Origin of the sequence: Microbacterium sp. SORGH_AS_0969 (genome assembly GCF_030818255.1) — a bacterium.
GTDB lineage: Bacteria > Actinomycetota > Actinomycetes > Actinomycetales > Microbacteriaceae > Microbacterium.
The window spans coordinates 1,477,210-1,501,047 of record NZ_JAUTAG010000001.1 but is presented as its reverse complement, the minus strand read 5'-3'; the positions used below and the strand labels follow the sequence as shown (position 1 = coordinate 1,501,047).

Genomic DNA, 23,838 nt, shown 5'->3' with positions numbered 1-23,838 from the left:
CATGACCACCACCGTCCGCACCCGTGTCGCCATCGTCGGCGCCGGCCCCGCCGGCCTCCTGCTGTCGCACCTGCTCGACCAGGCGGGGATCACCTCGGTCGTCATCGACCAGCGCTCGCGCGACGAGATCGAGAGCACGATCCGTGCCGGCATCCTGGAACAGGGCACCGTCGAGCTGCTCGACACGATCGGCGAAGCCTCACGCGCACGCACGGTCGGCCACCGCCACGACGGCATCGAGCTGCGCTTCGAGGGCGAGGGACACCGCATCGACTTCGCCACGACCGTCGGCCGCGCGGTGTGGCTGTACCCGCAGCACGAGGTGCTGAAGGATCTCATCGCCGCGCGCCTCGCCGCGGGGCAGGATCTGCGCTTCGGCGTCACCGCGGAAGGCATCGAGAACGGCGAGCGCCCGCGGGTGATCGCGCGCGATGCCGAAGGGAACCCCCTCGAGATCGAGGCCGATTTCGTCGTCGGGTCCGACGGCTCGCGCAGCGTCGCCCGTGCCACCGTGACCGGGTCGAGCACCGGCGGGTACTTCCGCGAGTACCCCTTCGCCTGGTTCGGCATCCTGTGCGAAGCCCCGCCGAGCAGCGAGGAGCTGATCTACAGCAACTCCCCCGACGGTTTCGCGCTCGTCAGCCAGCGCTCCGACACGGTGCAGCGGATGTACTTCCAGTGCGACCCCGAGACCGACACCGCGGCGTTCAGCGAGGAGCAGCTGTGGGACGAGCTGCAGAAGCGGGTCCCCGGTACGACGCTGAAGCAGGGCCCGATCTTCCAGCGCGACGTCCTGCGCTTCCGCAGCTTCGTCGCGCACGAGCTCCGCCGCGGTCGCGTCGCGCTCGTGGGCGACGCCGCACACACGGTTCCGCCGACGGGAGCCAAGGGCATGAACCTCGCGATCGCCGACGTGCGCCTGCTCGCCGCCGCCCTCGGCGCCCTGCTGCTCGAGGGCGACGAGCGGCTGCTCGACGCCTACCCCGAGACCGCGAGCCGGCGCATCTGGAAGGCTCAGCACTTCTCGTGGTGGATGACGAACCTCCTCCACGTGGCTCCGGATGCCACCGACTTCGACCGCCGCCGCCAGCTCGGCGAGCTGCGCACCGTCGTGGAATCGGAGCACGGCCGCGCCTACCTCGCCGAGGCGTACTGCGGCTGGCCCTTCGACGCCTGACTCGCCGCCGCATCGCGGCGCTCCCGCCCGTTGAGTGTCCAAGACACGCCGTAACCACCCCCGGCATAACGGCGTGTTCTGGACACTCAACGGTGGGGCTGCCGGCATCCCCGCCCCGCGCGGACCCGAGCCCCGCACGAGCGCGGCGCCCGAGCCGGAGCCCGAGCGCCGCGTCACCCCCGCGAGGGGCTCAGTCCTTCTTGCCGCGTGCGTTCTTGTCGCGCGGCTGGGGGAAGGGGCTCGGCACCACCGGCACCGTCCCCGTGTAGCCCTCGCGCTCGGCGGCGAGCTCGGCGATGCGCTTGCGGCAGGCGAACCATCCGGCCGTGATGAGCAGGCTCGCGACGATCGCGACGACCAGCGTCGCGGGCGAGTCGATGAACACCAGCACCAGCACGATCGCGAGGAACACCAGCGTCGCGTACCCCGTGTAGGGCGCCCAGAACAGCCGGAAGGTCGGGCGGACCAGCTCCCCGCGATCGGCCAAGCGCTTGAACTTCATCTGGCAGAGCATGATGGTCGCCCAGGTGACCAGGATGCCGACGGCGGCGACGTTCAGCACCGTCTCGAACGCGTCGCTGGGGTTGACGTAGTTGATCACGACACCGAACAGGGCCACGACCGCGGTGATCGCGATGCCGCCGTAGGGGACGCCGGCCTTGTTCATGCGAGACGCGAACTTCGGCGCGGATCCCGCCACCGCCATCGAGCGCAGGATGCGACCGGTCGAGTACAGCCCCGCGTTCAGCGACGACAGGGCGGCGGTGAGCACGACGAGGTTCATGATCACGTCGACGCCCGGAACCCCGATCGAGGCGAAGAAGGTCACGAAGGGGCTCTCGTCCTTCGAGTACGCGGTGTACGGCAGCAGCAGCGCGAGCAGGAGCACCGAGCCGACGTAGAAGATCGCGACGCGGAAGATGACCGAGTTGATCGCCCGCGGCATGACCTTCTCGGGGTTCTTCGTCTCGCCCGCCGCGGTTCCGACGAGCTCGATCGAGGCATACGCGAACACGACGCCCTGCATCAGGATGATCGCGGGCAGGATGCCGTTGGGGAAGAAGCCTCCGTTGTCGGCGATAAGCGAGAACCCGACGGGGGCGCCGTTGGGGGTGCCGAACACGACGAAGTAGATGCCCACGAGCAGGAACGCGACGAGCGCCGTGACCTTGATGAGCGCGAACCAGAACTCCAGCTCGCCGAACACCTTCACCGACACGAGGTTGACCGCGAGCACCGTGACGAGCGCGGCGAGCGCCCAGGCCCACTGCGGCACCGCGGCGATCCAGGGCACGTACTTGCCGAAGAAGTTCATGTAGAGCGCGGCGGCGGTGATGTCGACCATGGTCGTCGTCGCCCAGTTGATCCAGTAGAACCAGCCCGAGACGAACGCCGCCTTCTCGCCGAAGAACTCGCGGGCGTACGAGACGAACGAGCCCGAGGTCGGGCGGTGCAGCACGAGCTCGCCGAGCGCCCGGAGGATGAAGAACGCGAAGAGCCCGCAGACCGCGTACGAGAGCACGATCGCGGGTCCGGCCTGAGCGAGGCGCCCGCCGGCACCGAGGAAGAGACCGGTTCCGATGGCCCCGCCGATCGCGATCATCTGCACCTGACGCGACGTCAGCCGCTTGTGGTACCCGGCGTCCTCGAGCTGAACGGTCGAGGTGTGGATCTGCTCGGCAGCGTCGCCGGCACGGGGGGTGGAGTCGTTCACGTACCCATCATTCGTTTCACGCAGCCCCTGTCCAGCAAGCGCGCCGAGTGTCGGGATTCCGGATGCCGCGGCTCACAGCCACTTCTTCACCTTGAACGTCAGCCACAGCCCCGCCGATACGAGCACCATGAGCACGAGCGCCATCGGGTAGCCGAACTCCCAGTTGAGCTCGGGCATGTTCTTGAAGTTCATGCCATAGATCCCGCCGATCAGTGAGGGCCCGAAGAGGATCGCCGCCCATCCGGAGATCTTCTTGACCTGCTCGTTCTGCTCGAGCGACGTCTCGGTCTGCCGCTGCGTGACGAGCGTCGCGTTGACGGTCAGGGCGTTGTCGAGGATCGAACGCATCGACGTCAGCTTGTCGCACTGGCGCAGGACGTGGTCGAGGACGTCGCGCAGCGACCGCTGCAGTTCGATGTCGACGCCGTACTTCTCGGCACCGCGCAACAGCGCCTGGAGCATGTCGCGCAGGGGTTCGGTCGCACGCTGGAAGTGGATGACCTCGCGAGCGAGCTCGTAGATGCGCTGTGTCAGCTCCGCGCCGCCGGTTCCGAAGAGTTGGTCCTCGATCTCGTCGACGTCGTTCTGCAGCCCGCGCGCGACGGGGTCGTACTGGTCGACGACCTCGTCGAGGATCGCGTAGAGCACCGCCTCGGGGCCGCGGGCGAGCAGTTCGGGCTGTTCTTCCAGCCGATGCCGCACGCGCGCCAGGTCGGGCACCTCGGCGTGGCGCACGGTCACGACGTAGTCCTCGCCGACGAACACGTGCAGCTCGCCGAACTCGACCGTCTCGGTCTCGTCGATGTACCGGGCGGGACGCAGGACGGCGAAGAGATTGCCGCCGTACCGCTCGAGCTTCGAGCGCTGGTGCCCGGCCAGCGCGTCCTCGACCGCGAGGGGGTGCAGCGAGAACTCCGCCGCGACGCGTTCGAGCTCTTCGGGCGAGGGGCGCAACAGCCCGATCCAGGCCATCCCGCCGTGAGCCTCCATGTACTCGAACGTCTGGTCGAGGCTGGCGGGGTTCTCGATGCGGTGGCCGTCGACGTACACGGCGCTGTCGATGATGGGCATGTATCAGTTCTACGCCCCGCAGGTGGACGGGCGATGACGTGGTGCGCCGACTCAGACGGGAGTCATAGCGCCCCAGTCATCGCCGGGGCCGCGGGATCAGTCCTTCTTCGGGTCGTGACCCCAGTTCATCAACGAGTACCGCCAATCGGTGTCGGTGATCTCGCCCTTCGGGCGCTGGGCTCCGTGCCGCTTGACGTACCCGACCACTTTCCGCATGTGCGCGATGTCGGCGTCGGTGAGGTCGGCCTTCTTCTTTCTGAGGATGCGCACGATGTGCCGACCGCTCTCGTGCCCGGTCGACTCCCCGCCGTCCTTCTTCTGCCCGACGCTGCGGGACTCGTCGGTGTCGAGCCAATCCGACAGCTCACCGGCCGTCATGTTCACGGCCTCCCCGAACTCGGCGCGGGTCTGTTCGTCGTCATCGCTGCGTTCGCTCATACGCCCATGCTGACCGTCGAACCGCGTGCCGCCGGACCCCTTGCGCGACCCCGTGGCACGTGGCATCCGCGACACAGCCGACAGGGCGCAGCCGAGGGGGCTCAGCCGACGGGCTCGCTCAGCGGCTCGTTCGGGTCGGATCCCGGATGCCGCGCACCGGGCGCGTGCCGGGCGGCCGCCGTCACGGCTCCGATGCTCGCCGCGATGACCAGGGCGATGCCGCCCACCTCGAGCCACGAGAGGTGCTGACCGAGCAGGAGGAATCCCGCCGTCGAGGCCGTCGCGGGGCCGAGGCTCATGAGGATCGCGAAGGCCGAAGCCGGCAGGCGTCGGAGAGCGATGAGCTCGAGCGCATAGGGCACGGTCGACGACAGCACGGCGACGGCGGCGCCGAGGGCGAGGATGTCGAGGCGCAGGAGCACCTCGCCGGCCTGCGCGATCCCGAACGGCAGGGCCGCGATCGCCCCGATGGCCATCGCGAGCGCGAGGCCGTCCAGGCGGGGAAAGGCTCGCCCGACGCGCGCCGACGCGAGGATGTACAGCGCCCAGCTCACGGCCGCGCCGAGCGCGAACAGCACGCCGAGAGGGTCGAGCCGGTCCCACCCGCCCGCGCCCAGCGCCACGACGCCGGCGAGCGCGAGTCCCGCCCAGAGCCAGCGCGCCAGGCCCGTCGCCGTGACGATCGAGAGCGCGAGAGGGCCGAGCACCTCGATGGTCACGGTCACGCCCAGGGGGAGTCGCTCGAGCGCGAGGTAGAACAGTCCGTTCATCGTGGCGAGGACGAGACCGAAGGCCACGACCTCGCGCCAGTGCGCCGGCGAGTGACCCCGCCACCGCGGTCGGGCGATGATCAGCAGGAGCGTCGCCGAGAACAGCAGACGCAGCATCACGATGCCGAGCGGCCCCGTCTGCGGGAACAGCATGACGGCGAACGAGGCACCGACCTCCTGGCACGCGAGCCCGATCAGCACCAGCGCCGCGGCCGACCGCGGCCCGCCGGCCGCCCTCATGCCGGCGTCACTGTGCGGGGACGGTGCAGATGGCGTTGCCGACGATACCGTCACGCATCTGTTGGGCCGTCCAGGGCAGTCCCGCCTCGGGAGCGGTCTGCCCCGAAGCCGCCGGAGCCTTCGACGCGATCGCCGCGAGCTCCCAGCTGAGCCACGCGGCCGTCTTGGGGTTACCGGCCGAGTTGTTCAGCACGACCGAGACGGCCATGCCGGTGGTGGGGTCGGCGAAGGAGCCGACCATGTAACCCGCCGTCGCACCGAACTGTCCGATGAGCGAACCGGCCTGGTACGCGCCGCCCGCCGCGGTGAACCACGTCGGGTCGTCGGCGCTCACGGGGAGGGGCGACGAGAACCTGTCACTCCCCTCGGGCAGCAGGGAGCCGGCGGCGAGCGCCTGCGTATAGCGGCCGAGGTCGGTGATGTCGGTCACGGCTCCCGCGGCGGCACCGCCGAAGCTCGACGAGGTCACGGTGACGTCCTGGGGCTGATCGCAGGTCCATCCGCCCTCGGGGAGCTGCTGCGAGCGGAACCCCTCGAGGGCGGTCGACGAGGGCGCGGCAGCGGCCGACCCCGGCAGGCTCGTGTTCGACAGCCCGAGGGGTTCGGCGACGCGGTCGCGGATGAGGTCCGAGAGCGTCTCACCGGTCGCGCGCTCGGCGGCGAGCCCGGCGATCAGGTAGTTCGTGTCCGAGTCGGCGAACGCCGCCCCCGGAGGGTTCAGACGAGGGCTCGCGATGCCGTACGCGAGCAGCTCCCGCGGGTTCCACGCCCGGTCGGGGTTGTTCAGCTCGGTCCCCTGCAGCACGGACGAGTAGGAGCCGAGCCCCGAGGTGCCGTTGCAGAGCATGCGCAGGGTGATGTCGTCGTACCCGGGGAGGTTGCTGACCCACGTCGTCACCGGGTCGTCGAGCTTGACCGTGCCGTCGGCGGCGAGCTCGTAGAGCACGTCGCAGGTCATCGCGCCGGTGACATCGGCGGCACGGAAGTCCAGGTCGGCCGAGACCTCGGCGCCGCCCGGTCCCTGCGTGCCCACGCCCGACACCCAGCTCCCGCTCCAGGGCGCCCACACGCCGACGATGGCGCCGCTCGACCCGGTCGCCGCCATGGCGGTCGTGACGGCGTCGCGCAGCTCGGTGACCGTCTGGTCGGGCAACGGCGCGTCGACCTGGGCGGGGACGTCGATGGACACGGAGTTCTCGGCGGTGCACCCGCTCAGGATCACCGCGAGGACGCTCGCGCCGGCGATCGCGGCCGCAGCAGACCGACGCCATGTCCCCATATCGAACCCCCTGGAATCCGCGCGCGACGAATCGCGCGCTCCAAGAATTCAAACACACGCCGCCCGAAGCGACTTGCCGCTTGCGCCCGGGCGGCGTCACGTCTGCATCACATCTCGCCGCGAGCGCTCGGCGGTGCGTCGATCAGCGGCGAAACCACAGGAAATCGGGGGTTAGGTTCACCTAACCCTGTGCGTATGATGTCCCCATGAACGCCGTCGTCCCGTTCTCCGCCGCTCTGCGCGAGCGCTGTTCCACCAGCGCGCATTCGACGAGCGAGTGCGACGGCTTCATGACTGACCTCCTCAACGGCACGGGATCCCGCGACGACTACATCGCCCTCATCGCGCAGCAGTGGTTCATCTACGAGGCCCTCGAGACGGCCGGCGAGCGCATGCGCCACGACCCGGTGGCATCCGTGTTCCTCAGCGACAAGCTCACCCGCCTTCCCGCGCTGGAGGCCGACCTCGCGTTCCTCCTCGGCGCCGACTGGCGCGGGCAGATCAGCCCCCTGCCCACCACGCAGGCGTACGTGTCGCGGATCCGCCGCGTCGCCGCGACCTGGCCGGGGGGCTTCGTCGCTCACCACTACACGCGCTACCTCGGCGACCTGTCGGGCGGACCGTTCATCGGTCGCCTCATGCAGCGCCGCTTCGGATTCGACACCAACGGGATCGGGTTCTTCCTGTTCGGCGACATCGCCGACCCGAGAGCGTTCAAGAACGTCTACCGCGAGCAGCTCGACGCGGTCCCGTGGGATGACGACGAGAAGGCGCGCGTCATCGACGAGGTACTGGTGGCGTACCGGTTCAACACCGAGCTGTTCGCCGACCTCGCGCGAGCCAAGGCGGCTCAGGTCGCCTGAGCACGATCGCCCTGCTGGCGTCCGAGCCACGCCTGCTTCATGAAGCGGCGCACGTCCTCGTCGACGCGGATGTCGCTCGGGCGCAGCGGCCGTGACAGGTAGAGACCGTCGAGAGACGTCAACCGGCTGAGTGCGACGTAGGTCTGCCCGGGGGCGAAGGCCCCGGCACCCAGGTCGACGACCGCGCGATCGTACGTCTTGCCCTGCGACTTGTGGATCGTGACGGCCCACGCGAGCCGGAGCGGGAACTGCGTGAACTCCGCGACGATCTCGCGCGAGAGGTTCTTCGTCCCCGGGTCGTATGCGTAGCGGTACCTCTCCCACACGGCGGGTTCGACATCGTGCTGGATGCCGTCGACCTCGACCCGCACGCTGTCGCCCGCGATGCGCGTCACCGTGCCGATCGTGCCATTGACCCACCGCGGCGCCTCGCCGAACTGCGCGGAGTCGTTGCGCAGGAACATCACCTGCGCCCCCACCTTGAGCGTGAGCTCCATCTCGGCGGGATAGTTCGCCTCACCGCGCCCGAAGTCGCCCGAGATCTCGGCGTTCGCGGTCTGCGTGCGCCCCACGAGCTCCTCGAGATGGCGCCGGTTGATGCTGTTGACGCGATCGTTGCGCGTCGCCAGCGTGATGATCGGGTGCTCGCCGTCGGCCGGGTGCGGGGGCGTACGGGCTCCGGCGGTGTTCAGGATGCCGGCCATCTCGGCCGTCACGCGCCCGTAGCGCACCGCGTTGAGCAGGGTCTTGAAGCCCGGGTCGGACTGCCGGTGGATCTCGACGAGCTCGTTGACGTGCAGGTCGGCCCCGTGGCGCCCGATGTCGATCAGCCCGTCGCTCGCCGCTTCGCCGGACCACACCTTCGCGTCGAAGAACCAGAACGAGCGGTAGTGGTCGCGGATGTAGCGCGCCTCGTCACCGCGCGGGGGAACGGGGGCGAGCTGGTACGGGTCGCCGAACATGACGATCTGGGTGCCGCCGAACGGCTCGGCGCGCCGGCCCCGCGCCTGACGGAGCGAGCGGTCGATGGCATCCATGAGGTCGGCGTTCACCATCGAGATCTCGTCGATCACGAGCGTGTCGATCGCGTTCAGGATCTTGCGGGTCGCGTCGTTCTGGTCGATGTCGCCGTTCGCGATCAGGCCGATCGGCAGACGGAACAGCGAGTGGATCGTCTGCCCCTCGACGTTGAGCGCCGCCACGCCCGTCGGCGCGCACACGGCGATCTGCTTCTGCGTGTTCCACGCGAGGTGCTGCAGCAGAGTCGACTTGCCCGTCCCCGCGCGCCCGGTCACGAAGACGTGCTCCCGCGTGTCTTCGATCAGCCGGAACAGCGCCTGCTGCTCGGCGGAAAGAGGCGGGGTGGTCACCGATTCATGCTAGTTCGCGGGACGTTCGCGGGGCGGCTCGGTGTGGACAAGCAGCCACTGCGCCTCTCCCGACAGGACGTCGGCGACATGGCTGCGGAAGCGCGGGCACTGCGTGATGTCGTGCGACCGACATCGCAGCGCATGCTCGGTCATCGCCCTGGCCTCCGCGATGTCGGCGGCACGACGATCGAGCTCGGCGATGTGCTCCTCGAGCACGCGGTGCCGATCCGGCGCGTCCCGCTCGAGCAGTATGCGGATCTGCTCGAGCGACATTCCCGCGGCCTTGTTGCGCAGGATGATCGCGATCCGGACGCTGTCGTCGTCCGAGTAGCGGCGTCGGCCGCCGGCATCCCGATCCGGATGCAACAGCCCCTCGTCCTCCCAGTAGCGCAGCACGTGCGTGTCGAGCCCGAATCGCGCCGCGGCCTCCCCGATTGACTCCCCCGCGGAGGTCATTGCGCTGCCACCTCCCTCGTGGCTGTCCAGAGGGGCAGTCTCTCCCATCCATCGGGGACGCCGAGGGAGCGGACAGAGACGGGTCCGGCGGAGGGGAACTCGCGCAGAAGGCCCCCGAGATCGGCGCCCCATGACGACAGCGGATCTACAACGAGCAGAAGGTACTGCACCACAGCCAACGCACTGTAGAGCCCGAACTCCTTCGGTAGGGCGCTCTCACTCAGATGAGCGAGAAGAGGTACGCGCGATGGCGTGGGACGCTTGGGCGCTGTCACGAGTTTGCGGTTGTACAGACGTGCGTGGTGCGCCGCGACATTCCGGACGTAGTTGAGTGTGGCCAACCAGCTGAGGAAGAGCTTTTTCGTCGGAACCTCGTACGCGTCGGCGATGGCCTGCGATAGCCGCGTGTTCAGACCCCGATAGAGCGTGACGAGCTGACCGAGCTCGAGAATCTCGGTCAGCGCCCAGATCGGCATCTGGTTCGCGTACTTCTCTCGGAAGTGCTGCACGAAGTTCTCGCTCGAGCGACTCTGCCGTTCGGCTACTTTCAGCAGCCACAGGTCGTGCTTGCTCATCGAGATCTCCGGCGGGAGCAACGTCGTGATGGTCCTGTCAGCCACATGCTCGGGCCGACGGGTGAAGTCGGGCATGAACGTCGATGCGTCTCGATGGGCGAAGGCGGAAACCTCACCCAAGACGTACCCGACTCGCATTCGTAGAGACACCTCGATGCGTTCGAGGGCATCGAGGACGAGCAGGCGCAGTCGTCGGTCGAAGTCGATGAGGGCCGCCGCGTGGGAAATGTGGGTTCCGGGAAGGTATCCGATCGCGGGATCGACCGCCCGGAACGGATGCAGGTATCCCGTCAGCCGGTAGTAGCCCACCTCGCACAGCAGGCGTTCTGCGCGTGCTCGATCGTCGATGCCGACGCCGCGACGCTCCAGCTTGTCGATCTGGTCGCTCAGCGGCAGCCAGGGTTTGCCGTACCGCATCAATCCCCGCAAAAGAAAATCAGCCCGAGCCGTGAGGCGAGCGGGCTGATCGTGATGCTTTGACGATAGCACGTCCCACCTCCCCTCGGGCGGCGAGCTTCGATCATATGTCCGGGGCGCGCCCCGCCGAGGGCTCTGCGAACGCTTGCTCGACATTCGTATATTTATGCGAAAAGAGTGGCCTTGACTTCATGTCGACATGAAGTCACACGATGGTCTCGAACGCAAGCGAAGGAGTTCATCGTGTACGACGCGATCATCATCGGAGGCGGCCCCGCCGGGCTGCAGGCGGCACTCACCCTCGGGCGCATGCACCGGCGGACCCTGCTGCTCGACTCCGGCGAGTACCGCAACGGGACGGTGCCGCACGCCCACAACCTGCTCACCAACGACGGGCGCGACCCGGCCGAGCTCCGCCGACTCGGACGCGCGGAGATCGCCGCGTACGAGACGGTCCGGATCCAGGATGCCGCGGCCACCGAGATCACTCGGGTCGACGCGAACCTGGTGGTCACGGTCGCCGGCGCGCCGGTGCGGACCCGAGCCGTGATCCTCGCGACCGGACTCGCCGACGATCTGCCGCCGATCCCCGGGCTCGCCGACCGCTGGGGCGACCGCGTCGCGAACTGCCCGTTCTGCCACGGCCACGAGTTCGCCGGCCAGCGCGTCGCGGTGCTCAACGGCACCGGGCACGCGGGGATGCTCGCCGCGATGCTCGAGCCCGTGGCATCCGAGATCGTCGTTCTCGACCCGGTTCGGGTGCGGGAGGTGGGCGATTTCCCGGCGGGGCTGCGGCTGCACCTCGACGACGGCACGACCGAGGAGGTCGCCGGGGCGTTCGTGGCACCCACCTCACGGCAGCGAGCGCCCTTCGCCGACCAGCTCGGCCTGGAGCGGCAGGAGTCGGGTGCCGTCCGCGTCGACCCGTTCGGACGCACGAGCGTCGACGGCGTGTACGCCGTGGGCGACATGGCCCAGCCCGATCACTTCCCGGGGCCGATGGCGTCGCTCGCGAACGCGATCGCCGCCGGCCAGCTCGCGGCCGTCGCCGTGGTGCAGAGCCACGCTCAGACGGCGTAGACCTTGCGGATCGTCTCGTCGACGATCCAGCGTGTCCGGGCACCGGCGAACAGCCGAACCACCATTCCCTCCGCCAGCTCGATCGTCGGTGCCGCCGGGGCGAGAAACTCCACGCGTCCGCGCCCAGCCAAGACAACGAACACCTCGTCCACCTCGACGTCGGCGACCACCCCGCGCGTGATCTCCCACACGCCGAACCGCACGGCACCGAAGCGGCCGATCTCCACAGAGCCGGAGGTCGGAGCGCCGGCGACGACGTCGCCGACCGGCAACGCCGCATGGGGCACCCGCACGGATGCGTCCGTCCACACCACCCCGCCGCTCACGAATCGAAGCCCATGCCGACGGCATCCATCGCCCGCAACAGGAGGTTGCGTCGACCACGGTCGTGATCGGCTCGGTCGAGCGACCACTTCGTTGCGGCGATCCCTATGGATGCCGCGGGCTCCGGCGGGAAGGGGATGGGCTTTCGCCGCACCATCTCGAGGGCCGTACGTTCGGTGCGCTCGCCCGACAAGAGATCGAGCAGGACGTCGGCGGCGAATCGCGTCGCGGCGACACCCAGGCCGGTGAAGCCGGCACTGTACGCGACGCGGCCGCCGCGCGCGGTCCCGAAGTACGCGCAGAAGCGCGAACACGTGTCGATCGGTCCCGCCCAACGGTGGCTGAACCGCACGTCGGCGAGCTGGGGGAACGTCGTGAAGAAGTGCGCCGCAAGACGCTCGAACGACGCTGCCCGGTCTTCGTAGCGTGCGCGCACACGGCCCCCCGGATGGTAGACGGCGTCGTATCCACCGAAGACGACCCGATCATCTGCCGCGCGTCGGTAGTAGTGGAACTGATTGGCCAGATCGGCGATGCCCTGCCGCTCGGCCCACCCGATCCGGGAGAGCTGCTCCGCGGTGAGAGGCTCGGTGGCCAGGACATAGTCGTAGACCGGCACTGTCAGCAATCGAGTTCGCCGGATCAACGAGGGAAACACGTTGGTGGCGATCGCGGCGCGATCGGCTCGGATCGTCGCCCCGTCGGTCTGGACGGTGACACCGCCCCCGTCGCGGCGTACGTCGTGAGCCGGCGTGTGCTCGAAGATCTCCACGCCCAACTTCTCCGCCACACGTGCAAGCTCCAGCGCGAGCTTGGCCGGGTGGACGAGCACGTTCCCGCGGCGGTCCCATGACGCGGCGAGATACGTCGGTGAGGCGACCTGCGCCTGCAGTTCCGCCCCCTCCAGATACACGTGGTCCGCATCGGAGTGCTCGTCGCGCACCCAGGGGATCTGGTGCGGCTCGACCGCGACCTTCAGCACTCCGGTCTCTTCCAGGTCGACGTCGAGACTGTACCGACGCACCGTGGCGATGATCGCGGCGAGATTCTCGTTGCCGAGACGGTCCAACGTCGTCATCTCGTCAGGCCAGCGCGTGAGCCCGTTCTGGCGGCCGTGGGTCAGGGTCGCCTCACAGAAGCCACCGTTGCGCCCGGACGCGGCCCAGCCGATCCGGTTCGCTTCCACCAGGATGACCCGAGTGCCCGGATCGCGTTCCTTCGCGCGGATCGCGGTCCACAGCCCGTTGTACCCGCCACCCACGACGACGAGATCGGTGCGGGCGTTCGCGCCCAGGGCCGGATACCGCGGACGCCGGACATCGTCGAGCCAGAACACGTCGTGCCGCGAGCCGGCCAGCGACCGCTGCACCTGCGCGGGGTCGGCCCGCCGCCGTTCGAAGACCGTGGTGCCCATCGAAGCTCCCATCGTCAGAATTCAGGGTTGTACGTGACCGGAATGTTAAATATCCTGCGACTTACTTGCAAGTTACACAATCCTGAGCGAACAATGCTGTTCATTCGGTCGCCATCGTGGCGGCCGGTAAGGATCGACATGGAACGTCACCCCGCGAGCCCCTGGCCGCCACTGCTCGCCGCCGTGGCCTTGGAGGTGACCGCCACGCTGTCGTTGCGCGCCGCCGAAGGGCTGACGCATCCGGCGTGGCTGATCCTCGTCGTCGCCGGCTACGCCGGCTCGCTGGCCCTGCTGGCGGTCGTCCTCGATCGGCGGATGCCGGTGGGAGTGGCGTATGGCATCTGGTCGGCCATCGGGGTCGCCGCCACGGCCGTCCTCGGTGCCGTCGTCTTCGGAGAGCAGCTCAGCGTCGTGGGCATCGGGGGCATCGCGGTCATCATCGTCGGCGTCCTCCTCGTCGAGCTCGGCCATCGGGCGACATCCGCCGCCGGCGCGCGAAAGGAGGGCCGCGCGTGAGCATCGTTCTGCTGAGCCTGGCGATCGCGGCCGAGGTCACGGCGACACTGTCGCTACGCGCGTCCGAGGGAGGACGCCGCCGCCGCTGGATCCCCTCGATCGTCCTGGGCTACATCACGGCGTTCACGCTGCTCGGCGCCGTCCTGGCTCTGGGTATGCCGGTCGCCGTCGCCTACGCCACGTGGGCCTCGATCGGTGTCGCCGCGACCGCCGTCCTCGGACGCGTTCTCTTCGGCGATCACCTGTCCGTGATGAGCGCCGTCGGAATCGTCGTCATCATCGGCGGCGTCCTCTTGGTCGAGACCGGATCCGCCCACCCCTGACCTCCCGCACCACACGAACCCGCAAAGGAGAACCGCCATGTCCGTCGAAGAGAAACCGCCCCTCGCGGAGGAGAAGCTGCCGCGCAAACTGCGGTGGTACGACGCGTTCGCGATGTCGATGACCATGCCCGCCGCGCTCTTCGCCACCCTCGGCGCTTCGATCGCGGGGCTGGGCGGATGGGGTGCCGCCGCGCTCTGGGCGATCTCGATGATCATCGCGCTCGGCGTCAACTGGATCTACATCGAGCTGTCGACGATGTTCCCCGAGTCCTCGGGCGGAATCGCCGGCTTCGCGGCCGAAGCATGGAAGAGCCGCGCACCATGGCTCGCTCCCGTGGCCGGAGTGGGCTACTGGCTCCCGTGGGGATCCAACCTGGCCACCTACGGTGCCCTGACGGGTCTGCTCATCCAATCGCAGTGGTTCCCCGACCAGACATGGACGTGGAGCTGGGGACCGATCCACCTGAGCTTCCCCATCGTCGTCGGCCTCATCGTCATCTTCGTGCTCTACGGCATCAACGCCGTCGGCGTGCGGGTGACCATGACGTTCGTCTACATCACCGCCGGCATCCTCATGATCCCGCTGGTGGTCTTCATCGTCCTCCCTCTCCTCAGCGGCGGCTGGCACCCCCAAGAGTTGACCTGGGGCATACAGGGCTGGGAAGGCCTGCACACGGCCATCGTCTGGCTCTACGTCATGGCCTGGACAACCCTCGGCGTCGAGGTCTGCACAACGTTCGCGTCGGAGTACCGCGACCCCGTCAAGGACACCGCTCGCGCGATCCGCGCCGCCGCCTTGTTCTGCCTGGGCGTGTTCATCGTCGTGCCGATCACGCTCGGCGGCTTCGCGGGAGAAGCAGCGATCGCCGATAACCCGTCGACGTTCTTCGTCGAGAGCTTCGCCCAGCTGGTCGGATCCGAGACGGGTGCGCAGATCATGGTGCTCTGCCTGATCGCCTCGCTCGTCCTGGTGATGCTCACCTCGGTCGCCGACTCCTCGCGCGTGCTGTTCAACATGGGGAAAGAGGGCGTGACCGTTCGCGCCGTCGGCAAGCTCACCAGCCGCGGAGTCCCGATCCGCGCCCTCAACGTGATGCTCGTGCTGAACATCGTGCTCCTGGTCGTGCTGCAACAGCCGCTCGCGATCATCGTCACCGGCAACCTCGGATACGTCCTCACCCACGTTCTGGCCGTGGCGGGCTTCGCCCTGCTCCGTAAGGATCGTCCGGATGCCACCCGCCCGATCCGGCTGCCACGGATCTTCGTCCCGCTGTCGATCGTGCTGGCAGTGCTCTTGGCGGTGATCCTCGTCGTCGGAGCGACCGGCTTCTCGATCACCGGTTACGGCGGGATCCTCGAACTGAGCATCGCGCTGGGGATCCTCGCGCTCGGTGTCGTGATCTGGCTCTTCGTCCAAGCCGCCGATCGCCGCCGCCCCACCCGCTGACCACAGACCCCTCCCTCACTCGAAACGGAAAGACCATGACCAACGACATCCACTCCAGCGCCGAAGGCATCGAGATCCCCCAGACCCAGCTGTTCATCGGGGGCGAGTACGTCGACGCCGTGTCCGGCCGCACAGCCGAGGTCGTCAGCCCCGTCACCGGTGCGACCATCGCCTCGGTCGCCGTGCCGGGCGAAGAGGATCTCGACCGCGCGGTGCGCCTCGCCCGCGACGCTCAGGCATCATGGCGGCGCGTCGGCGTATGGCAGCGCGCCGAGATCCTCCACCGTGTCGGCGACCTCATCAGCGAACGTCGTGAAGAGCTCTCGCGCCTGCTCACCCTCGAGCAGGGCAAGCCTCTGTCCGAGTCATACGCCGACATCGACGAGACCGCGAAGCTGTTCCACCTGCACTCGGAAGATGCGATCCGCTTGCACGGTGAGACGCTTCCGTCGAACGACGTGAACAAGAGGATGTGGACGTTCTACGACGCCGTCGGCACCTGGGGCATCGTCATCCCGTGGAACTTCCCCGTGCTGATGTTCGCCGAGTTCGTCGCCCCGGGTCTAGCCACGGGCAACGCGGTCGTCGTCAAGCCGCCGACCCACACCCCGCTCACGTTGCTGGCGACAGTGGACGTGCTGCGCGAAGCGGGCGTGCCTGACGGCCTCGTGTCGATCCTCCCGGGCGAGGGAGCTTTCGGTGCCGAGCTCGTCACCCACCCGGGGATCGACGCGATCGGTTTCATCGGCTCGTCCGCGACGGCGGAGAAGATCGTGCGCACGGCGGGTCTGAAGCGCGCGATCATCGAAGCATCCGGGAACGGTCCGGTCATCGTGCTCGCCGATGCCGACGTCGAGGCGGCGGCCCGCGCGGCCGTGCGCGGTGCCTACTACAACGCCGGCCAGGTGTGCTGCGCCACCGGTCGCGTTCTCGTGCACAGTGCCATCCGCGAGGAGTTCGCCGCCGCGGCGCGCGCGGCCGCAACCGAGGCCGTGCTGGGCAACCCGTTCGACCTGTCCACGACCTTGGGGCCGATGAACAACCAGCTGACGGCCGCCAAGGTCGATGCACATCTGACCGAGGCGCGTGAGCGCGGTTTCGACATCCTCCTGGGCGGGCACCGGGCCTCCGGCTACCCCACCGACCTGTACTACGAGTTCACCGTGGTCGACCGCGTAGCCCCGGACAGCCTGCTGAGCACCGCTGAGACGTTCGGCCCGGTGCTGCCCATCGTGTCCGCCGACAGTGATAAGGAGCTGCTGCGGCTCGCGAACGAGGATGTTCTGGGCCTGCAGGGCGCAGTGTTCACCCGCAGCATCGGTTCGGCGTACCACTTCGTCGAGAACCTGCGAACCGGCCAGGTCATCGTGAACGACAGCAATGGGTTCTGGGACATCAACATGCCGTTCGGAGGAGTGGGCGGAAAGCGCACGGGGTGGGGTCGCATCGGCGGCCGTCACACCCTGATCGACATGAGCGATCTGCGCACGGGCGTCCTCGACCTGCGCTGACGACTGGAGCCGACGATCCGCGATGAATACGCTGAGCCAAATGGACGACGCCGCGAACCTCGACGATCTCGATCGAAAGATCATCGCTGCGCTGCAGGCCGACGGACGACGCCCGTTCACTAGTCTGGCTCAGGAGTTCGGGGTCCCGGTCTCGTCGGTCCGGTATCGCGCCAAGCGACTGGAAGACGACGGCATCCTGCAGATCGTCGGCATCGCCAATCCTCTCGCGATCGGCTTCGACCGAATGGCGATGATGGGCGTCCGGGTGCAGCCCGGTGCGGCGAGGGCGGTCTGCGCCGCTCTCGCCGCGCTTCCCGAAACGAGTTATGTCGTCACGACCTCGGGTCGTTTCGACGTTCTCGTCGAGGTGATCTGCCGCGACGTCGCCCACTTCGCCGATGTGCTCGAGAACAGCATCGGCTCCATCCCCGGCGTCGTGTCCACCGAGTCGTTCTTCGTGCTCGAGGTGGCCAAGCTCGCCTACGGCTGGGGCGTACCGGGCGTCGAGTACGTCCCCTCCTGACCGTCTCGTGTCGGCGCATGCTGCTGTCGCGCAGGTGGCTTTCCTAGACTGAGTCTGTGCATGCAACGGACGGGGGCCCGGCAGCACCCGCGGGTGCTGTCTTGTCGCGCCCGCTCCACCTCGCCCGCGAGCTGACGATCCTCGGCGTCGTCGGGCTCCTGCTCGTCGCGGCGCTGGCCGCAGGCGCGGCGGCGGTATACCGCGAGTTCTACAGTCCGCGCGCGTTCGTCCTGCACTACGTCGAGCTGCTCGAGGACCGTCGCGCCGCCGAAGCGCTCGCCGTCCCCGGGGTCGCGATCGACGCCGCGGAGCTCGAGGCGGCTGGCCTCCCGTCGACGGCCTCCGAGGCGCTGCTCCGGCCCGACGCCCTGGGCACCCTCTCCGACGCCGAGATCATCGACGAGACGGTCGACGGCGACATCACGCGGGTGAGCGTCACCTATCGCGCGGGCACCCACGAGGGCCGCACGACCTTCGCGGTGAAGAGCGACGGCGAGACCGGGTTCCTGCCACGCTGGCGCTTCGCGACGAGTCCCCTCGCCGTCGTCGATCTCTCGGTCCGCGGCTCGATGCGATTCGAGGTCAATGGTTTCGAGGTCGACAAGCGGCAGGTCTCGGTCGACGGAGCGGATGCCGATCCCTCGGCCGCCGTCCCCCTCCTGGTGTTCTCGCCCGGTCTGTACTCGGTGGCGGTCGATACCGCGATCTCGGCGACCCCGGGTGTCGCGGTGCTGGCGGACGCGCCCCTGACGGGTGTTCCCGTCGATGTGCAGGCCGAACCCACCGAAGAGTTCATCTCGGTCGTGCAGCAGCGCGTCGAGAACTTCCTCACGACCTGCGCCGAGCAGAAGGTGCTGCAGCCGACCGGGTGCCCCTTCGGCTACACGGTGCGCAATCGCATCGAGGGGGCGCCCTCGTGGTCGATCGCCCAGCAGCCGAAGGTGACGATCGTCCCCGACGGCGCGGGCTGGCGCATCCCGTCCACCGGGGCCGTCGCGCACATCGACGTCGACATCCGCTCGATCTTCGACGGCTCGATCCGCAACGTCGACGAGGACGTCCCCTTCAGCGTCGACGGCAAGATCACGGTGCTCCCCGACGGCACGGCATCCATCCTCGTCAGCGGCAGCTCCGACTGAACGGCGCCGCCCGCGAGTGAGGGGGGCGTCCGTCAGCTGCGACGGGCGGCGTCGCGCTCGGCCGCCCGGGCGTCGCGCGCCGCGAGCCGCGCGAGCTCTTCGTTGTAGGCGTCGAGCTCGAGGTCGCCGACGCGGTCGACGTGGCGGTCGCGTCGACGTTGCTGGCGCTCGTCGCTGCGACTCCACTGGATCGCGACGGTGATCGCGAGGATCAGGGTCGGGATCTCGCCGACCGACCACGCCACGCCACCGCCGGCGTACTGGTCCTCGAGGGGTGTCGGCCCCCACGTGCGCCCCATGGCCCCGAACCACTCGGCGACCATCAAGCCGGAGTTCATCATGATCGCGATGCCGAAGAACGCGTGCATGGCCATGATCGCGATGAGCACGAGGAGCCGCATCGGGTAGGGCAGACGGTACGGGACCGGGTCGATCCCGATGAGGCTCAGCACGAACAGGTAGCCCGTGATGAGGAAGTGCGCGACCATCCAGATGTGCCCGAGGTGGTCGTAGAGGGACCAGCGGAACAGATCGGTGTAGTAGAAGGCCCAGAGCGAACCGATGAACAGTCCGGCGGCGACGTAGGGGTTCGTGAGCACCTTGGCGACCGGGTTGTGCACGGCCCAGAGGATCCACTCGCGGCCGCCCCGAGTGCCGTCGTCGCGCTTGCGGATCGCGCGGGCCGCGAGGGTCACCGGCGCCCCCGACACCAGCATGAGCGGGATCGCCATCGACAGCAGCATGTGCCCGATCATGTGCATGCTGAACAGGTAGTCCTGGTATACGTTCACCGGCCCCGAGGTGATCCAGAACACCGCGAGCATGCCGAGGCACCACAGCACCGTCCGGTAGATCGGCCAGCTGTCGCCGCGGCGGCGCAGACGCCACACGCCGGCGAGGTAGAAGAACAGTCCGAAAGCGACGACGAAGGCCCAGAGCAGGTCGATGTCCCAGCTGGTGAACCAGCGTTCGATCGTCAGCTCGGGCGGCAACGGCGAGCCCGTGAGGATCTCGGCGGGAGTCTGGCCCACCAGCGGCGGAGCGATCGGTGGAGGGGTGCGGGCGAGCGCGGCGGCCGCCCCGCTCGCGATCCCCATGAAGACGAGTTCGACGACGATGATCGCCCAGAAGCGCCGGGAGCCCTGCTCGTCGGCCATGCGCGCGATCAGGCGGCGGCGGTACCACGCCCCCAGTAGGCCCATCGCGAGCAGCGCCGCGACCTTGACGAGGACCAGGATGCCGTAAGGCGAGAACAGGTTCTCCCAGCCCAGCAAGCCGATCGAGGCGCGCACCGTGCCCGAGACGGCCACGACCACGAAAGCCGCGAGGGCGATCGACGAGTACCGCAGCAGCGTGGTCTGCAGCTGCGTCCGCGACATGGCGGGTCGCACGACGACGAGCAGCACCAGCCCGCCCAGCCAGACGGCGGCGGCGATGATGTGCAGCACGAGCGAGGTCACGGCCGCCGTGTGGCTGGCCTCGGTGCCGGCGTGACCCTGCGTGCCCATCGGGACGAGCGACGCCAGCGCGAGGATCGCGACGATCATCGTCGGAACCCAGGACCGCACGGCGAAGGTCAGCACGGTCAGCACCGCACCGGCGATCGTGGTGATGAGCCACGCGGGGCCGATCTCGCTCTCGACGAGGAAGCGGCCGAGCTGCTGCCCGAAGAGCGGGTCGAGCGTCGGCTTCGCGTTGATGATGTTGAGGAAGGTCAGGTAGCCGGTCGCGGCCGAGGCGACGGTGAAGATCGCGGCACCGATCGAGGCCGTGTCGAGGGCGAGCTCGAAGGGGCGCTCCCCGGCCTTCAGGGCGAACAGCGCGAGCACCAGGGAGCCGACCATCGTCGCCGCCGACAGGTTGACCACGAGCGTGGCGAGCGGCAGTCCCCATCGCACCACCGGGCCGGGGTCTGCCAGCAGGGGCGCGGCGGCGCCTCCGCCGTAGGCGAGGCCCGCGACGACGGCGATCAGCGAGACCGCGACGAGGATGACGGGTCCCGCCACACGGAGGGCACGGGCGTTCACCCGTCCAGACTACGTCGGCGCGCGTACGAGGAGACGCGGAGCGGCGGGCCACGTCGTCGACGAAGGACGATGTCGAACGATTCCGGGCCGAAGGGTCTCGCGCCGGACGCTCTTGCGCCGAATGGACCCGCGCCGGACGAAGACAGAGGGGGATGCCTCTCGGCATCCCCCTCTGTGCGGTGCGGCGACGTCTTACTTGACGGCAGCCTTGAGCTTCGAGCCCGCGGTGACCTTGACGCGCTTGCCGGCGGGGATCGAGATCTCCTCACCGGTCTGAGGGTTGCGGCCCGTGCGAGCGGACGTGGCGACCTGCTCGAAGGCGATCCAGCCGGGGATCGAAACCTTGCTGCCCTTGGCGACCGCCTCGGAGACGGTGGAGAAGAGGGAGTCGAGCACGCCCGACACGGCGGACTGGCTCTGCCCGGTCGCGCTGGCGATGCTCGCGACGAGCTCGGTCTTGGTGATGGACTTGTCAGCCATGTGGTTGTCCTCCAGGCGACGTTGTCGTCGCCTCTCGTTACATCGGACGAGGAGGAATTCTCCTCGGTGGTCGGGAGACCGCCTCGACAGTATCAACCGAACCGCGGAATTACGGGGATTTTGAGGGATTTCCCCCTCGAATGCACCGGCGTGTCGCCCGAAACGGGCCCGACCCGGCCCCGGTGAGAGAGCACGCACGTCCCCACACCGCCCCGGGCGAACGAGGCGGGCGAAGCGGCTCGACGATACGGGTGACCCCGGACGTGAATGAGAGCGGTATATCCCCGGCTACGAGTGAGATCTGGGTGAGCGCCTTTCGTATGTTGGGGGCTCGACGGGTCATGTGCCTCGCACCATCGGAGGGTCCGGGCGCCCTCTCCGACTCCCGTCGGGAGAGGGGCGCGATGCCGAACACGCAGAGATCCATCGACGCCCGGGCCGCCTTCCACGCGGCGGTCGTCACGACCGCGGCCCGGTTGGCCCCCGGGCACGGGATTCCGGAACAGCGCCACCTCGCCCTCTTGGCCGAAGCACCGCCGCCCCCGCTTCCTCGCGTCTGGACCGACACGGCGGCCCTGACCCTCGCCGCCGTCCTGGTGTCGCGGGCGCGGCGAGACGCCCTCTCCGAGGGGCTCGCGCTCATCGATCGGTACTTCGTCGACACCCGTCTCACCCGCGAAGCCACCCTGTCCGACGACGCGCGCGCGCATCTGCTCGCCGCCGCCGGCGAGTACTGCTGCGCCATCGGCTGGCCGCAGATCGGCGCACAGTACGGCGCCGAGGCTCTGCTCTTCGCCGACACCGCCCCGGTCCGATACCGCGCCCACGCCGTTCTCGCCCTGGGCCATGCCCTCAACGGCGAGTACGAGAGCAGCGAGAACGACAGGGCCGCCGCTCAAGCGCTCTTCGCCGACAACGCCTGGCCAGACGACGAGATCGACTACCTCGTCCTGCTCGCGGAGTCCCTCGTGGCGGCGGCGTGGATGCAGTCGGATCGTCTCGCGGCGGTCTCCACGATCCTGCGCGAGGTCCGGCCGGACGACCCGTACTGGGACTACTCCGCCCGTGCCATCGACGTCGTGCGGGGTCTCTTCGAGCGCGATTACTCGGGGGCTCTCGCTGCGAACTGGCAGCTGTCGTACGGTTCGCGGCGGCACCGCAGCCACCGCATAATCCGCGACCTCCTGACGTGCATCGGGTCCGACATCCTCGTCGCGCGAGGCGAGTACGCCGAGGCTCTGGCGACTCTCTCCACCGGACGGACTCCGCCCGGACACGGGATCTGCTTCCCGATGCAGCGCTCGGTGGCGCTCCTCCTCCTCGGGCGCGACCGCGAACTGCTCGCCGAGACCGAGGCGTGCGTGGCCGACGAGACAGACCACTGCTTGCGCACCCTGACTCCCACCCTGCTGCGTCGCGCGATCGCTTTCGCGCGTATCGGGTCCGCGCGACGCGCCGCGCAGAGCATGGAAGCGGCTCTGCTGCTGATCTCCCGGACCGGGGGCTCGATCACGCCGTTCATCATGCTGCCCCTGGGCGAGACGCTGGCCCTGTTCGACGAGGTGGTGAGCGCTCGACCCGAGCTCGGACCGGTCGTCACCGGCATCCGGGACTTCCTGCCCTCGGTCGCCGCACCCTCGCTGAACCCCGCGGAGGTCACCGGCTTCACCCCGACCGAGCGGGAGCTGGCGGTGCTGCTCTCGTCGGACCGGAACCTGGCGGACATCGCCCGCGAGCGGGGCGTGTCTCTCAACACCGTGAAGAGCCAGGTGCGCTCCATCTACGCCAAGCTCGGCGTCAGCGGGCGCGCGGAGGCGGTGGGAGAACTCCTGCGACGGACGTTCTGAACGACGAAGGGCGGGAGCCCCTTTCGGGACCCCCGCCCTTCGCGGTGGTACTGGTGCTTACCAGGACGACTTGGTCACACCGGGCAGCTCGCCACGGTGGGCCATGTCACGGAAGCGGACGCGCGAGACGCCGAACTTCGTGAGGACACCACGGGGGCGGCCGTCGATGACGTCGCGGCTGCGCACACGCGCGGGCGAGGCGTTGCGGGGCAGCTTCTGCAGGCCCACGCGGGCGGCCTCGCGGGCCTCGTCGGTCGCGTTGGGGTCGACCAGGGTCTTCTTCAGCTCGGCGCGCTTCGCGGCGTAGCGCTCGACGACGACCTTGCGCTGCTCGTTGCGCGCGATCTTGCTCTTCTTAGCCATGTGCTTAGCGCTCCTCTCGGAAGTCGACGTGCTTGCGGACCACGGGGTCGTACTTCTTGAGCACGATGCGGTCGGGGTTGTTGCGGCGGTTCTTGCGCGTCACGTAGGTGTACCCCGTGCCCGCGGTCGAACGCAGCTTGATGATCGGACGGACGTCCTGAGCCTTCTTCGCCATTACAGCTTCACGCCCTTCGCCTGCAGGTCACGGACGACGGCTTCGATACCGCGCGCGTCGATGACCTTGATGCCCTTCGCCGAAACGTTGAGCTTGATGTTGCGACCCAGCGACGGAACGAAGTAGGTCTTCTTCTGCACGTTCGGGTCGAAGCGGCGCTTCGTCCGGCGGTGCGAGTGCGAGATGTTGTGACCGAAGCCGGGAACCGCTCCAGTCACCTGGCACACTGCTGCCATGGTGATGTCTCCTTCTGTACCGTGACACCGGACGGTGCCACCCAAGATCCCTTGTCTGCACCC

The 23,838-nt window shown here is 68.7% G+C and carries 25 protein-coding genes; 10 read left to right on the top strand and 15 right to left on the bottom strand.

The features are described 5' to 3' along the window. Position 1 precedes the first annotated feature (1 nt). Positions 2–1,177: a 4-hydroxybenzoate 3-monooxygenase gene (locus tag QE388_RS07000; protein WP_307384270.1), complete on the top strand. Its 1,176-nt coding sequence runs from the start codon at positions 2–4 to the stop codon at positions 1,175–1,177. Between the two features lie 190 nt (positions 1,178–1,367). Here the strand turns inward: QE388_RS07000 and QE388_RS06995 are convergent, their stop codons facing one another. The 5 genes from QE388_RS06995 to QE388_RS06975 all read right to left on the bottom strand — a co-directional run bounded on the left by QE388_RS06995 (position 1,368) and on the right by QE388_RS06975 (position 6,689). Next, the gene (locus QE388_RS06995; RefSeq protein ID WP_307387073.1) at positions 1,368–2,849 is read right to left on the bottom strand and encodes an amino acid permease; all 1,482 of its coding nucleotides are present in this window, start codon (positions 2,847–2,849) and stop codon (positions 1,368–1,370) included. 114 nt (positions 2,850–2,963) lie between these two features. Beyond that, positions 2,964–3,962, bottom strand: a complete 999-nt coding sequence (gene corA, locus QE388_RS06990) for a magnesium/cobalt transporter CorA (protein WP_275801666.1) — start codon at positions 3,960–3,962, stop codon at positions 2,964–2,966. 96 nt (positions 3,963–4,058) lie between these two features. Then, positions 4,059–4,400 (bottom strand): DUF3140 domain-containing protein, encoded by a 342-nt coding sequence (locus tag QE388_RS06985; protein WP_275801665.1) that lies wholly within the window; start codon positions 4,398–4,400, stop codon positions 4,059–4,061. 101 nt (positions 4,401–4,501) lie between these two features. Continuing rightward, positions 4,502–5,410, bottom strand: a complete 909-nt coding sequence (locus QE388_RS06980; protein ID WP_307384267.1) for a DMT family transporter — start codon at positions 5,408–5,410, stop codon at positions 4,502–4,504. 7 nt (positions 5,411–5,417) lie between these two features. Next, positions 5,418–6,689 (bottom strand): serine hydrolase, encoded by a 1,272-nt coding sequence (locus QE388_RS06975; protein WP_275801663.1) that lies wholly within the window; start codon positions 6,687–6,689, stop codon positions 5,418–5,420. A 206-nt stretch (positions 6,690–6,895) separates the two neighbouring features. Between QE388_RS06975 and QE388_RS06970 the strand changes: the two genes are divergently transcribed. Continuing rightward, positions 6,896–7,552 carry a heme oxygenase (biliverdin-producing) gene (locus QE388_RS06970; RefSeq protein ID WP_307384265.1) on the top strand — a complete coding sequence of 219 codons (657 nt, stop codon included), beginning with the start codon at positions 6,896–6,898 and terminating at the stop codon, positions 7,550–7,552. Here the strand turns inward: QE388_RS06970 and QE388_RS06965 are convergent. The 3 genes from QE388_RS06965 to QE388_RS06955 are packed head-to-tail and all read right to left on the bottom strand — an operon-like array spanning position 7,540 to position 10,370. Beyond that, a complete protein-coding gene (locus QE388_RS06965) occupies positions 7,540–8,922 on the bottom strand; it encodes an ATP-dependent RecD-like DNA helicase (RefSeq protein ID WP_058595975.1) in 1,383 nt (460 codons plus the stop codon). The two genes, QE388_RS06970 and QE388_RS06965, sit on opposite strands and share 13 nt — an antisense overlap. Positions 8,923–8,931: 9 nt before the next feature. After that, positions 8,932–9,378: a MerR family transcriptional regulator gene (locus QE388_RS06960; protein WP_307384261.1), complete on the bottom strand. Its 447-nt coding sequence runs from the start codon at positions 9,376–9,378 to the stop codon at positions 8,932–8,934. After that, positions 9,375–10,370 carry an Abi family protein gene (locus QE388_RS06955; RefSeq protein ID WP_275801660.1) on the bottom strand — a complete coding sequence of 332 codons (996 nt, stop codon included), beginning with the start codon at positions 10,368–10,370 and terminating at the stop codon, positions 9,375–9,377. The genes QE388_RS06960 and QE388_RS06955 overlap by 4 nt, the downstream gene beginning before the upstream one ends. A 243-nt stretch (positions 10,371–10,613) precedes the next feature. Between QE388_RS06955 and QE388_RS06950 the strand changes: the two genes are divergently transcribed. Then, positions 10,614–11,450 carry an NAD(P)/FAD-dependent oxidoreductase gene (locus tag QE388_RS06950; RefSeq protein ID WP_307384259.1) on the top strand — a complete coding sequence of 279 codons (837 nt, stop codon included), beginning with the start codon at positions 10,614–10,616 and terminating at the stop codon, positions 11,448–11,450. Here QE388_RS06950 and QE388_RS06945 read toward each other — a convergent pair. Further along, entirely contained in the window at positions 11,438–11,776 is a 339-nt protein-coding gene (locus QE388_RS06945; protein WP_307384258.1) for a cupin domain-containing protein, read from the bottom strand. The two genes, QE388_RS06950 and QE388_RS06945, sit on opposite strands and share 13 nt — an antisense overlap. After that, positions 11,773–13,188 carry an FAD-binding oxidoreductase gene (locus QE388_RS06940; protein WP_307384256.1) on the bottom strand — a complete coding sequence of 472 codons (1,416 nt, stop codon included), beginning with the start codon at positions 13,186–13,188 and terminating at the stop codon, positions 11,773–11,775. Before QE388_RS06940 ends, QE388_RS06945 begins: the two co-directional genes overlap by 4 nt. Positions 13,189–13,326: 138 nt before the next feature. On the opposite strand from QE388_RS06940, the gene QE388_RS06935 reads away from it, so the two are divergent. The 6 genes from QE388_RS06935 (at position 13,327) to QE388_RS06910 (ending at position 18,647) form a co-directional block, all read left to right on the top strand. Next, on the top strand, positions 13,327–13,704 hold the full coding sequence (locus tag QE388_RS06935) for a multidrug efflux SMR transporter (RefSeq protein ID WP_307384254.1): 378 nt from the start codon (positions 13,327–13,329) through the stop codon (positions 13,702–13,704). After that, positions 13,701–14,027, top strand: coding sequence for a multidrug efflux SMR transporter (locus tag QE388_RS06930; RefSeq protein WP_307384252.1), 327 nt, complete (start codon positions 13,701–13,703; stop codon positions 14,025–14,027). The genes QE388_RS06935 and QE388_RS06930 overlap by 4 nt, the downstream gene beginning before the upstream one ends. A gap of 37 nt (positions 14,028–14,064) precedes the next feature. Then, positions 14,065–15,474, top strand: coding sequence for an APC family permease (locus tag QE388_RS06925; RefSeq protein WP_307384249.1), 1,410 nt, complete (start codon positions 14,065–14,067; stop codon positions 15,472–15,474). 35 nt (positions 15,475–15,509) lie between these two features. Continuing rightward, the gene (locus tag QE388_RS06920) at positions 15,510–16,985 is read left to right on the top strand and encodes an aldehyde dehydrogenase (protein WP_307384247.1); all 1,476 of its coding nucleotides are present in this window, start codon (positions 15,510–15,512) and stop codon (positions 16,983–16,985) included. Positions 16,986–17,025: 40 nt separating this feature from the next. After that, positions 17,026–17,508, top strand: coding sequence for an Lrp/AsnC family transcriptional regulator (locus QE388_RS06915; protein WP_307384244.1), 483 nt, complete (start codon positions 17,026–17,028; stop codon positions 17,506–17,508). A 101-nt stretch (positions 17,509–17,609) separates the two neighbouring features. Further along, on the top strand, positions 17,610–18,647 hold the full coding sequence (locus QE388_RS06910) for a hypothetical protein (RefSeq protein WP_307384241.1): 1,038 nt from the start codon (positions 17,610–17,612) through the stop codon (positions 18,645–18,647). Between the two features lie 32 nt (positions 18,648–18,679). On the opposite strand, the gene QE388_RS06905 is transcribed toward QE388_RS06910, so the two are convergent. Both QE388_RS06905 and QE388_RS06900 read right to left on the bottom strand, forming a co-directional pair. After that, on the bottom strand, positions 18,680–20,674 hold the full coding sequence (locus QE388_RS06905; RefSeq protein ID WP_275801657.1) for a cytochrome c oxidase assembly protein: 1,995 nt from the start codon (positions 20,672–20,674) through the stop codon (positions 18,680–18,682). Between the two features lie 192 nt (positions 20,675–20,866). After that, positions 20,867–21,154 (bottom strand): HU family DNA-binding protein, encoded by a 288-nt coding sequence (locus tag QE388_RS06900; protein ID WP_013584778.1) that lies wholly within the window; start codon positions 21,152–21,154, stop codon positions 20,867–20,869. A 404-nt stretch (positions 21,155–21,558) separates the two neighbouring features. Between QE388_RS06900 and QE388_RS06895 the strand changes: the two genes are divergently transcribed. Continuing rightward, positions 21,559–23,001, top strand: coding sequence for a LuxR family transcriptional regulator (locus QE388_RS06895; RefSeq protein ID WP_307384237.1), 1,443 nt, complete (start codon positions 21,559–21,561; stop codon positions 22,999–23,001). Positions 23,002–23,058: 57 nt separating this feature from the next. Here QE388_RS06895 and rpsN read toward each other — a convergent pair whose 3' ends face one another. From rpsN to rpmB, 3 genes are read right to left on the bottom strand one after another with little or no spacing between them, the layout of a single operon-like run. Next, entirely contained in the window at positions 23,059–23,364 is a 306-nt protein-coding gene (rpsN, locus tag QE388_RS06890; protein WP_022878196.1) for a 30S ribosomal protein S14, read from the bottom strand. Between the two features lie 4 nt (positions 23,365–23,368). Then, positions 23,369–23,539, bottom strand: a complete 171-nt coding sequence (rpmG, locus tag QE388_RS06885) for a 50S ribosomal protein L33 (protein ID WP_013584775.1) — start codon at positions 23,537–23,539, stop codon at positions 23,369–23,371. Continuing rightward, a complete protein-coding gene (gene rpmB / locus QE388_RS06880) occupies positions 23,539–23,775 on the bottom strand; it encodes a 50S ribosomal protein L28 (protein WP_013584774.1) in 237 nt (78 codons plus the stop codon). Before rpmB ends, rpmG begins: the two co-directional genes overlap by 1 nt. Positions 23,776–23,838 lie beyond the last annotated feature (63 nt).